General features: G+C 71.7%; 11 protein-coding genes and 2 pseudogenes. 7 read left to right on the plus strand and 6 right to left on the minus strand.

The genetic code is table 11. The features are described 5' to 3' along the window. A partial coding sequence (locus ABZ281_RS21390; protein WP_356657681.1) for an alcohol dehydrogenase catalytic domain-containing protein occupies window positions 1-571 on the minus strand: 571 nt, incomplete at its 3' end. Window positions 572-676: 105 nt separating this feature from the next. On the opposite strand from ABZ281_RS21390, the gene ABZ281_RS21395 reads away from it, so the two are divergent. Beyond that, window positions 677-1,339 carry a TetR/AcrR family transcriptional regulator gene (locus ABZ281_RS21395; protein WP_356657683.1) on the plus strand — a complete coding sequence of 221 codons (663 nt, stop codon included), beginning with the start codon at window positions 677-679 and terminating at the stop codon, window positions 1,337-1,339. Between the two features lie 118 nt (window positions 1,340-1,457). Here the strand turns inward: ABZ281_RS21395 and ABZ281_RS21400 are convergent. Both ABZ281_RS21400 and ABZ281_RS21405 read right to left on the minus strand, forming a co-directional pair. Beyond that, a pseudogene (locus ABZ281_RS21400) lies at window positions 1,458-1,870 on the minus strand (thiamine pyrophosphate-binding protein); the annotation flags it as partial. Window positions 1,871-1,979: 109 nt separating this feature from the next. Next, a pseudogene (locus ABZ281_RS21405) lies at window positions 1,980-2,318 on the minus strand (MMPL family transporter); the annotation flags it as partial. A 340-nt stretch (window positions 2,319-2,658) separates the two neighbouring features. Here ABZ281_RS21405 and ABZ281_RS21410 point away from each other — a divergent pair. Next, window positions 2,659-2,862 carry a cold-shock protein gene (locus ABZ281_RS21410; protein WP_030846597.1) on the plus strand — a complete coding sequence of 68 codons (204 nt, stop codon included), beginning with the start codon at window positions 2,659-2,661 and terminating at the stop codon, window positions 2,860-2,862. Between the two features lie 151 nt (window positions 2,863-3,013). Continuing rightward, window positions 3,014-4,462 carry a DEAD/DEAH box helicase gene (locus ABZ281_RS21415; protein ID WP_356657685.1) on the plus strand — a complete coding sequence of 483 codons (1,449 nt, stop codon included), beginning with the start codon at window positions 3,014-3,016 and terminating at the stop codon, window positions 4,460-4,462. A gap of 15 nt (window positions 4,463-4,477) precedes the next feature. Here the strand turns inward: ABZ281_RS21415 and ABZ281_RS21420 are convergent, their stop codons facing one another. After that, complete coding sequence (locus tag ABZ281_RS21420; protein WP_356657699.1) at window positions 4,478-4,711, minus strand: hypothetical protein; 234 nt, start codon at window positions 4,709-4,711, stop codon at window positions 4,478-4,480. On the opposite strand from ABZ281_RS21420, the gene ABZ281_RS21425 reads away from it, so the two are divergent. Next, a complete protein-coding gene (locus ABZ281_RS21425) occupies window positions 4,641-5,198 on the plus strand; it encodes a helix-turn-helix domain-containing protein (protein WP_356657687.1) in 558 nt (185 codons plus the stop codon). The genes ABZ281_RS21420 and ABZ281_RS21425 overlap by 71 nt on opposite strands. 147 nt (window positions 5,199-5,345) lie before the next feature. Here ABZ281_RS21425 and ABZ281_RS21430 read toward each other — a convergent pair whose 3' ends face one another. After that, entirely contained in the window at window positions 5,346-7,403 is a 2,058-nt protein-coding gene (locus ABZ281_RS21430; protein WP_356657689.1) for a glycoside hydrolase, read from the minus strand. A 324-nt stretch (window positions 7,404-7,727) separates the two neighbouring features. On the opposite strand from ABZ281_RS21430, the gene ABZ281_RS21435 reads away from it, so the two are divergent. Together ABZ281_RS21435 and ABZ281_RS21440 are read left to right on the plus strand one after the other, a co-directional pair. Then, a complete protein-coding gene (locus ABZ281_RS21435; protein WP_356657697.1) occupies window positions 7,728-8,714 on the plus strand; it encodes a LacI family DNA-binding transcriptional regulator in 987 nt (328 codons plus the stop codon). A gap of 59 nt (window positions 8,715-8,773) precedes the next feature. Continuing rightward, window positions 8,774-9,163, plus strand: a complete 390-nt coding sequence (locus ABZ281_RS21440; RefSeq protein ID WP_356657691.1) for a hypothetical protein — start codon at window positions 8,774-8,776, stop codon at window positions 9,161-9,163. A gap of 7 nt (window positions 9,164-9,170) precedes the next feature. Here ABZ281_RS21440 and ABZ281_RS21445 read toward each other — a convergent pair whose 3' ends face one another. Next, entirely contained in the window at window positions 9,171-9,536 is a 366-nt protein-coding gene (locus ABZ281_RS21445) for an SgcJ/EcaC family oxidoreductase (protein WP_356657693.1), read from the minus strand. A gap of 105 nt (window positions 9,537-9,641) precedes the next feature. Here ABZ281_RS21445 and ABZ281_RS21450 point away from each other — a divergent pair. Next, a partial coding sequence (locus ABZ281_RS21450; protein ID WP_356657695.1) for a LysR substrate-binding domain-containing protein occupies window positions 9,642-10,282 on the plus strand: 641 nt, incomplete at its 3' end.

Raw genomic sequence — 10,282 nt, forward strand, 5'->3', positions numbered from 1 at the left:
CGACTCCCTGCTCCCGCAGGGAGTCGTGGTGGCGTGCGGACGCCGTGCCGATCACCCGCGCCCCCGCTGCCAGGGCGAGCTGCACCAGGACCGAGCCGACACCGCCGTTGGCGCCGTGCACCACGACGGTGTGCCCTGCGCGGACGCGGGCCTTGCGGTGCAGCATCTGCCAGGCGGTGATGCCGTTGACGACGAGGGTCTCCGCCTCCGCAGCTGCGACCCCCTCGGGCACCGGTACGACGTCCGCCGCGTCGACGAGCACATGGCTGGCCCAGCCGCCGACCTTCACCAGCGCGGCCACCCGGGCGCCGGTCAGACCCGGGTCGGCACCCTCGCCGGCCGTCAGCACCGTGCCGACGAGGTCGTAGCCGGGGACGAACGGGAACGGCGGCTGGTCGTAGTAGCGGCCGCGCCGCATCTGCTGCTCGGCGAAGGAGACGCCGGTCGCCTCCATGCGGACCACGACCTGGCCGGGGCCGGGGGCGGGCACGGCCCCGTGGCGGATCCGGAGCCCCTCGGGCTCCACCCGGCCCGGCAGGACGACCTCGACGAGTTCCCCGGTGCTGTTCATGACGACCTCCGCTGCTGCCACTTCGATTACTTACCCTTGCGCTAGTTATAGGTTCTAACGCACGGCCGGTGCGACTGTCAATCACTTCAGTGATAACCTCTAACCATGACGCAGGCCGGCCGTGCGAAGACCCCCCGCGAGCGCTACCGCGCCCAGGTGCGCACGGAGATCAAGGAACGCGCCTGGGAGCAGATCGCCACGGCGGGGGCGTCCGCGCTGTCCCTGAACGCGATCGCCAAGCAGATGGGGATGAGCGGCCCCGCGCTGTACCGCTACTACGGCGGGCGCGACGACCTGATCACCGAGCTGGTCCGGGACGCGTACCGCAGCCTCGCCGACACCATCGCGGCGACGGCGTCGAAGGACGGCGCCGAGGTGCCGGCCCTCGCGCACGCCCTGCGGAACTGGGCCCTGCGGGACCCGCACCGGTACTTCCTCATCTACGGCACACCCGTGCCCGGCTACCACGCGCCCGACGACATCACCGCGATCTCGTCCGAGATCATGGCGCTCCTGCTGGACGCCTGCGCCAAGGTCGACGGGGACGCCCCGGCGACCCCGTTCGGCACCCACCTCGAAGAACACCGGGACTGGGCGAACGGCCATCCGGCCCCGCCCGCGGCCCTGCACCGGGCCATGACCTTCTGGACCCGGCTGCACGGCGTCCTGTCACTGGAACTCGCCGGTCACTTCACGGGGATGGACTTCGACCCGGCGCGGCTCTTCACCGCCGAGGTCGAGGCTCTGGCGGGCCCGCCGTCCGACTAGAGCACCCGAGCGATGCGGGTGCGTCCAGGCCGTGTCCGACCTGGCGCTTCTGCGCCCGGTACCGCTTCATCAGCGCGGTGATCCGCGTCCGGTCGGCCCGGCCGTTGAGCTCGGTAAGGAGGTCGCGGTAGGCCTCCAGGTTGCTCGCGGCGCGGGGGCTCATGTGCGAGGTGAGCAGGCCGAGGGCACGGTAGTTCTGCCACTGCCCGTAGGGAGGTGAGGGTTGACGGCGATCAGCGGGATCTGCTCGCCGTAGGCGCCTCCGCAGGCGTTGAGGAGGTTGAACGCCCCCACGCTGTGGGTGACGGCCGCCGCCCCCACGCCGTGGATACGGGCGTAGGCGTCGGCGGCCTGGCCGGCGCCGCCCTCCGTCGGGGTGCCGACCCACTCGATGTCGCCCTCGGCCCGCAGGGTCGTCAGGAACGGTCCGAGATGGTTGCCGGGCACGCCGAACAGGTGCGTGATGCCCAGCTCGGCCAGCCGCAGGGCGAGATAGCGGGCGACCGTGCACTGCGGGCTGATGGCGATCACGAGCCCCCTCCCGATCCGGGCCCGGGGTGGTGACCGGCGGCGCCTGATGGACGGCCAGGGCGGCGCGCACCGCGCTCTCCAGGTGCCGTCCTGGCTGACCGTCTTCGCCCGGGTCGACGGCGCTCGCGACCTGCGTGCCGTCGCCGAGTCCGGCCACGGCCTTCTCGATCGATTTCCTGTTCCCGGCGGCGGTGACCTTCTCGCCGCCGGGCGCGATGAAGACGACCCTGGCCGTCGCGCCGTCGGCCGTGGCCCCGGGGAAGCGCTGCTCCATCAGGTCGAACGCCTTCTGGGACTCGATGCCGGGCATCGTGAACTCCTCGTCGACGGCCCCCGGCACCTTGAGGGAGCCCAGCCCCACGGCGGCGAGGGCGGCCGCCCAGACCAGGGCGACGTACCAGCGCCGCCGGAGGGCCAGACGGCCCACTCGATACAGAAAAGTAGCCACGGCAGGAGGTCTCCCCATCTGGTGTCGAACGTCTGCCCCAGCCTGTCCGTGAGCGGGTTGTCCCGTCGTCGTGCGCCTGCCGACACTCTCCGGTACTGAGAACGCAGTACATACGGACGGGCGACTCCACCTCGGGTACGAGATTCCCGAGCCATCCTGTGCTACCTTGGTTGGCGTTGCAGTTTTGGTTCCCAGAGACTTCGAGTGCTCTTTCGACCTTTGTCGACGAGCACTCTTTTTGTTTCCGAGGATTTTCGGATCTCTCCGGAGGGTGATCATTTCAGCGACCCCGAGTCGGCAAGGTGCCGGTCTCGGGTACTGCCCCTCAAGGGAGATGCACATGGCAACTGGCACCGTGAAGTGGTTCAACGCGGAAAAGGGCTTCGGCTTCATCGAGCAGGAGGGTGGCGGCCCGGACGTCTTCGCCCACTACTCGAACATCGCCACCTCCGGCTTCCGCGAGCTTCAGGAAGGCCAGAAGGTTACCTTCGACGTCACGCAGGGCCAGAAGGGCCCGCAGGCCGAGAACATCGTTCCCGCCTGACGCGTACGCGAATGCCCTGACCGGGGCCCGCACCCTCGCGGTGCGGGCCTCGGCTCGTTTTGTCCAATCCGGCTCAACTCTTGCGAATCCTGCGGCTCTCCCCTGCCGTCGCGCATTCCTCGACGCGTGCCGCATCGAGGAAGGTTCCCTCATGGACCGCACGGCTCGCAGGAGCAACGGCTCCCCCCACTCCCGCGGCAACGGGTTCCGCTCCCGTAAGTCGGGCGGCGCAGGCAGCGCCTCCCGTCCGGCGGGCGGCGGCCGCGGCGGGCGCCGCCCCGCCCCCGGCGGGGAATTCGCACCGCCCGCCACCGTCACCCCGGCGCTGCCGGCCGTCGAGGCGTTCGACGAACTCGACCTGCCCGCACGGCTGCTGGCCGCGTTGCGCGCCGAGGGCCTGACCGCGCCGTTCCCGATCCAGGCGGCGACCCTGCCGAACTCCCTGGCCGGCCGGGACGTCCTGGGCCGCGGCCGCACCGGCTCGGGCAAGACGCTCGCCTTCGGGCTCGCCCTGCTGGCCCGCGTCGACGGACGGCGGGCCGAGGCCCGGCAGCCCCTGGGCCTCGTCCTCGTCCCCACCCGCGAACTGGCCCAGCAGGTCACCGACGCCCTCACCCCGTTCGCCCGCGCGCTGCGGCTGCGGCTCACCACGGTGGTCGGCGGCATGCCGATCGGCCGGCAGGCGAACGCGCTGCGCACCGGCGCCGAGGTCGTCGTCGCCACGCCCGGACGGCTCAAGGACCTCATAGACCGAGGAGACTGCCGCCTGGACCACGTCGACATCACCGTCCTCGACGAGGCCGACCAGATGACCGACATGGGCTTCATGCCGCAGGTCACCGCCCTGCTCGACCAGGTGCGCCCCGGCGGTCAGCGGATGCTCTTCTCGGCCACCCTGGACCGCAACGTCGACCGGCTGGTCCGCACCTACCTGCACGACCCGGTCGTGCACTCCGTCGACCCCTCCGCGGGCGCGGTCACCACGATGGAGCACCACCTGCTGCACGTGGAGGACGACGACAAGCACGCCACCACGACCCGGATCGCCGCCCGCGACGGACGCGTGATCATGTTCCTCGACACCAAGCACGCCGCCGACCGGCTGGCCAAGAAGCTGCTCGCCGTCGGCGTGCGCGCCATGGCCCTGCACGGCGGCAAGTCCCAGTCGCAGCGGACCAAGACCCTGTCCCGTTTCAAGGACGGTCAGGTCACGGTCCTGGTGGCGACCAACGTCGCCGCCCGCGGCATCCACGTCGACAACCTCGACCTGGTCGTCAACGTGGACCCGCCCGGCGACCACAAGGACTATCTGCACCGCGGCGGCCGTACCGCGCGCGCCGGCGAGTCCGGCACCGTCGTCACGCTGGTCCTGCCCCACCAGCGGCGCGAGATGACCCGGCTGATGGTCGACGCCGGCATCACTCCGCAGATCACCCGGGTCCGCTCGGGCGAAGACGAGCTGAACCGCATCACCGGGGCGCAGGAGCCGTCGGGCGTGCCCGTCGTCATCACCCCGCCGCCCGCCGAGAAGCCCGCGGCGCGCACGGGTTCCGCCCCGAACGCACGGCGGAGCAGGCCGTCCCGGGGCCGCCGCCGCTGAACCGGCCCCCGGGCCCTACGGATTCGGCGCCAGCCGCAGCACCGTGCCCTCCCCGTTCGACGACAGGAGCAGGGAGCCGTCCGGGGCTGCGGCGAGGCCGGCGAAGCGAGGGGCCAGGCCGGGGACGCCGTGGGCGAAGGGGGCCGGATCGGCGGAGCGGCGGCGCGCCGAGACGCGGATGGAGATCGCCGAGGAGGCGGTCCGGCTCTTCGCCGCCAAGGGCGTGGCGGCGGTCACCGCTGAGGACATCGCGTCCGCGTCCGGGGTGTCGACGCGTACGCTGTGGCGCTACTTCCACTCCAAGGAGGAGTGCGTACGCCCCCTGCTCACGACGGGCCTCGATCTGCTGATGGACCGGCTGGGGGACTCCTCCGCCGACCACCGCTCCCTCGCCGAGGCGATCCTGAACCTCCAGCAGGACGACGACGCCACCCCCCGCCTGCGGGCCCTCGGCGACCGGCTGCGGCTGTGCCGGGACGAGCCAGGACTGCGGGCGGTGTGGCTGGAAGCGCACTACGACGCGGAGGCGGCGTTTGCCGCGATGATCGCCTCCCGCACGGGCCGGCCCGCCGCCGACCTCGCCGTCCGGGTCGAGGCGGGCGTTCTGAACACGGCGTTGCGCATCGGCGTGGAGGACTGGGCCCTGCGGTCCGACCGCTCGGCGGGGCCGTCGTTCGCGGAGACGGTGACGCGGGCGTTGCGGATGGCCGGGGGGCCGGGGAACACTCCCGGCTGATCGGGGGGCCGGGGAACACTCCCGGCTGATCGGGCGGTCGGGGAAACTCACCCGGAGGGTCACGCGGAGGCCGGGTGACGCACGACACTCCCGGTTCCGCGACCGGCAGGGAAGCGGTTTCGGGGGCGTCGAGGGCTGGACGTAAGGTCAGCTGCCCGTCACGTCCGTGACCTTCCACCGCTGGTTGGATCCCGAGTTCGGCTGCCAGACGCCCACGGAGGCGCCGTCGTTCGTGGACTGGCCGCCGACATCCGGGAGTTGCCCGGTCGCGGCGTTCACCAGCGTCCACGTGCCGTCGCCGGTCGAGGACGCGATCCACTGCGCGGCGTCGTCGCGGCGGCCCTCGTCGGGTTCGGCGACCAGGGCGCCGTCACGGATGGCCAGGCGCTTGTCCGCACCGGTCTCCGTGAGGAGGTAGCGCTTGCGGTTGTCCTCACCGCGGATCTGCTCCACCCGCCACTGCTGCCCGCTGGGGTCGGTCGCGTTCGGGGTCTTGATGACCAGGCCCGTGCCGTTGCCGGCGATGGTGAGGTCCTTGCCGCTCTGGACGCCGGTCAGGCGGTAGGTGTGGCCCTTGCGCAACTCGGCCGCGTCCTTCGCAACCCCCGAGACGCCCTTGACCAGGAAGGACGTCACCGACTGGGCGGGCACCGCGAGGGTGGCCCGCTTGCCGGTGACGCGGACGGGCTTCTGCTTCTCCAGCTTTCCGTCGGCGCTGGTCACCACCGGGGTGACCGTGGCACGGGAGGAGACCCGGCCGAACTTCGACAGGTCGAGCGTCACCTCGCGCGCCTCGGTGGCGCTGTTGACGTGGACGACGGTCGCCGCGTGGCCCTTGCGGGAGACCGCCGCGGTGCTGGACGTGTCGTTCGTCTTGATCAGCCGGTCGCCGGGCTTGATGAAGTGCGTGAAGTTGCGGGCCGTGTCGAACTTGGTGTTGGTGTGGATCGGGCAGGACTTCAGGGTGTCCTTCGAGGTGCAGCTGAACGGGAGCTGGATCTCACCCCAGTTGCCGCCCTTGGCGGACTCGCCGCCCGGCTTCATGTTGTCGTAGTCCTCGACCGGCTGCCAGAACACCCAGGCCTTGGGCTCCAGTTCGCGCAGATCGTCCACCATGCGCTGGGCGAGGCCCAGGCCGGGCCGCATGTCCGTGAAGCTCTGACCGTCGCCCCAGTCGCCCTCGACCTCGCTCATCCACAGCGGCTTGTCGGCGGCCTTGGCCAGGTCGCGGACGGTGGTGCGCTGCCCGGTGCCGTAGGTGTGGACGTTCATCTGGCCGACGAGGTCGCGGACCTCCTGCGGGTAGGAGTTCCAGTTCGTCGCGAAGGTGCCGGGGTTGGTCTCGTCCATCGCGGATATCTCCGCGCCCGACCGGGACTTCTCCAGGACCGGGGCCAGGGCGCGGATCACCTTCTGCTGGAGCTCGGGACCGATGTGGGCGCCCTCCTGGCGGCCGCCGACCGGCTCGCCGTCCGCACCGAGCTTGGTGCCCCAGTAGTTCGTGTTCGGCTCGTTGAACGGGTCCAGCGTGTCGACCTTGATGCCGTGCGCCTTCTCCAGACGCTCGGTGGCGCCCACCAGGTACTTGGCGAAGTCGTCGACGGAGTCGGTCTTGAGCTGGTCCTTGCCCGCGTCGAAGTTGCCGGAGACGTAGCCGCTCTCGGTCATGAACCAGGGCGGGGAGTTGCTGAAGGTCTCCCAGTGGGTGATGTCCTTCTTGATGCGGTCGACCCACCAGCGCTGAGTCTCGTCGGCGTTCTTGTTCCAGTCCGCCGGGTCGTCCGCGTTCCACCAGTCGACGTCCTCGCGGGTGGTGCCCGCCGGGGCCTTCCACCAGCCCTCGACCGCGCCGCCGGCCCGCAGGTAGTCCTTGACGTCGGGGGCGTTGCCGCCGCCGATGTTGTAGCGGGCGATGTTCAGGTTCAGACCGTCGTCGCCGAAGAGGAGCTTGTAGAGCTTCTCGCGGACCGCGGGCGGGTAGTCGCCGGTGGCGTTGGCGAACCAGACCAGGCTCGTGCCCCAGCCCTCGAACCTGTCGCCCGAGTAGGACGGGTCGGGCCGGACGGTGACGCCGGCCGCGGCGGCACCGGCGGCGTCCGTCTCGGCGTGCGCGGCGGGCAGGGCGGCGGTGGCCAGGACGGTTCCGGTCGCCAAGGTGACGCCGATGGCCCCGAGGAGCCTTCTCTTGCGGGTGCGGTGTGCCATCTCGAGTACTCCAGCTCTTCTGCGTGCCGCGCGGTGACGAGGGCTCCCGGCGGACGCGGAGATCGGGGCCTACGTGGTGCGACTGGTGCGGATTCGGCGCCTTCTCGTACGATTTCGACTAGGCAATGTTTACGTAAACATCCACTGGCGGGATGTCTACACTGTCCGAATCTCAGGGGTCAAGGACTCGTTCCGGACCGAAAATTGCGCCGGGTGCGCGGCGAGGGGCACGAGGGGCAGGTGGGCACCGTGGACGGCGAGAGCCAGCCGGGGGGCGCGAGCCGTACGAGAAGGCGCGCGGCCCGGGCCCGCCAGGGCGCGTCCATGGCGGACGTCGCGCAGCTCGCCGGGGTCTCGTCCCAGACCGTCTCCCGCGTCTCGAACGGCTTCCCGGGCGTCACCGAGGACACCCGCGCGCAGGTCCTGGCCGCCATGCGGGAGCTGGGCTACCGCCCCAACAGCGCGGCCCGGGCGCTGCGCCGGGGCGAGTTCCGCACCCTCGGCGTGATCACCTTCTCCCTGTCCACCATGGGCAACATCCGCACCCTGGAGGCCATCGCCACGTCCGCCGCCGAGCACGGGTACGCCGTCACCCTGCTACCGGTGGCCGTCCCCACCCAGGACGAGGTGAACGGCGCCTTCTCCCGGCTGGGCGAGCTCGCCGTGGACGCCGTCATCGTCATCATGGAGATCCACCTGCTCGACGCGGTGACGGTCTCCCTGCCGCCCGGCGTGCAGGTCGTGGTGGCCGATTCCGACGCCGGCGACCGCTACACCGTCGTCGACACCGACCAGGCGGGCGGCGCCCGTGACGCCGTACGGCACCTGCTGGACCTCGGCCACGAGACGGTGTGGCACCTGGCCGGCCCGGAGGGCTCCTTCGCCGCCCAGCGCCGCACCAACGCCTGGCGCGACACCCTGAGAGCCGCGGGCCGGGTGACGCCACCCCTGGTCCGCGGCGACTGGTCGGCCGAATCCGGCTACCGGGCGGGCCTCCTGCTCGCCGACGACCCCGACTGCACGGCGGTGTTCACGGCCAACGACCAGATGGCCCTCGGCCTGCTCCGCGCCCTCCACGAACGCGGCCGCCGCGTCCCCGACGACGTCAGCGTGATCGGCTTCGACGACATCCCGGAGTCGGCGTCCTTCCTCCCGCCCCTCACCACGATCCACCAGGACTTCGCGGAGGTGGGGCGGCTGTGTGTGGAGGGGGTGCTCAGCAAGATGCGGGAGGACGGGGCGGAACACGGGACGACGCTGGTGCCCACGCGGTTGGTGCGGCGGGCGAGTACGGCGCGCAGGCCGGAATGAAGGGCTCGGCGGGCCGGGGAGACGACCCTGAACACCAGGGCACTTCGGCACGGGAGACCGTGCTCGGTTTCGTCCGCGCGCTCGGTGCCGCCGACGCCGCGCTCAGGCAGGCCGTGCCGTCACTGGAGGGACCGGCGGACCTGCTTGCGCTGACTCGGTCCGGCGCGATCAGTCGCAAGGGCGAGGCGGGTGGGTACGGCTACGCGGTCCACGGCGCGGGATGCCGGCTGACGAGCCCGGACGGAGTCGTCATCGACGTGGACTTCACCGCCGACGGAACGGCGATCTTCGACCTCTGGCGCCTGGGCCGGTACGCCCGGAGCCTGCCTTCGTCCGCCGCCCCCTCGGCGGACGCCCTGCGGTCGGCACTCGAGCAGCTGCCCGGCCTGTTGACCGATGTGAGGCCGGGCTGGTTCGCCGTGTCCCGGCCTTCTCCGGACCACCGCTGAGGCGGTCTCAGGGTGCGGCCGGTAGGAACTCCGGCTGATCCAGTATCCGCAACCAGCTCCCGTCCGCCTGCCTCCGCACCACCTGCGCCCGCGCCCCCGTGCCGTCCTTCGGCGGGGTGGAGGTGAGAGCGATGTCGCCGTGGACCAGGGTCGGCAGGGGGTGTTCCGGCTCGAAGCGGGGGCGGCCGGCCAGGACCTTCTCCCAGAGGGTGCGGATCGCTTCGCGGCCCACCGTGCGCCGGCCGGGCGGGTAGGCCAGGACCGCGTCCTCCTCGTAGAGCGCGGCGACCCCGGCCGCGTCACCGGCGTTGGAGCGCTCGACGAACAGGCGGGTGATGTCCTCGGGGCGCATGGCCTTCTCGTACTCCGGCACGGGGTCCTCCTGGCGTCGGGATGTCTCGGTGCGGTGCCTCCAGCCTCGGCGGGCGACGATCAGAAGTCCAACAGATGGATGTGATCGAAGCTAGAATTGACAGTCATGGAACTGAGGCAGCTGGAGTACTTCGTCGCGGTCGCCGAGGAGCGGAACTTCACGCGGGCCGCCGAGCGGGTGCACATCAGCCAGTCCGGAGTCAGCGCGCAGATCCGCCGGTTTGAGCGGGAGCTCGGGGCCGAGCTGTTCGACCGGTCGGCGCGCACCGCGACCCTCACCGCAGCGGGCAGGGCGGCGCTCGACCATGCCCGGGCGGCGCTCGCCGCGGCCGCGGCGGTCGGGCAGGCGGTGGGTGAGGTGACCGGGCTGATCCGGGGGCGGCTCGTGGTCGGCATGGTCATCGGCTGCACCGTCACGCCCCTGTTCGACGCCCTCTCCGCGTTCCACCGGACCCATCCAGGGGTGGAGATCTCCCTGCTGGAGGACAACTCCGACCGGCTCGTGGAGGCGGTACGCCTCGGCACCGTCGATGTGGCCCTCGTCGGCACGGCCGCCGCCCCCGAGGGGCTCGAGGCGCTGACGATCATCAGCGAGCGGCTCGTCGTGGTGGTTCCCGAGGGGCACCCCCTGGCGTCGCGGCGGCGGATCGCGCTGCGGGACGTCGCGGCCCATCCGATCGTGTGCATGCCCCCGGGCACCGGTCTGCGGACGGTCTTCGACGGGGCCTGCGCCGCGCAGGACCTCCG

The sequence above is a fragment of the Streptomyces sp. NPDC006265 genome, from assembly GCF_040613555.1.
In the GTDB taxonomy this organism is placed as follows: domain Bacteria; phylum Actinomycetota; class Actinomycetes; order Streptomycetales; family Streptomycetaceae; genus Streptomyces.

Coding starts and splice junctions, on each gene's coding strand:
- ABZ281_RS21415 (WP_356657685.1), top strand. CDS start 3,014: ATGGACCGCACGGCTCGCAGGAGCAACGGCTCCCCCCACTCCCGCGGC.
- ABZ281_RS21395 (WP_356657683.1), top strand. CDS start 677: ATGACGCAGGCCGGCCGTGCGAAGACCCCCCGCGAGCGCTACCGCGCC.
- ABZ281_RS21425 (WP_356657687.1), top strand. CDS start 4,641: ATGGAGATCGCCGAGGAGGCGGTCCGGCTCTTCGCCGCCAAGGGCGTG.
- ABZ281_RS21430 (WP_356657689.1), bottom strand. CDS start 7,403: ATGGCACACCGCACCCGCAAGAGAAGGCTCCTCGGGGCCATCGGCGTC.
- ABZ281_RS21420 (WP_356657699.1), bottom strand. CDS start 4,711: ATGTCCTCAGCGGTGACCGCCGCCACGCCCTTGGCGGCGAAGAGCCGG.
- ABZ281_RS21410 (WP_030846597.1), top strand. CDS start 2,659: ATGGCAACTGGCACCGTGAAGTGGTTCAACGCGGAAAAGGGCTTCGGC.
- ABZ281_RS21435 (WP_356657697.1), top strand. CDS start 7,728: ATGGCGGACGTCGCGCAGCTCGCCGGGGTCTCGTCCCAGACCGTCTCC.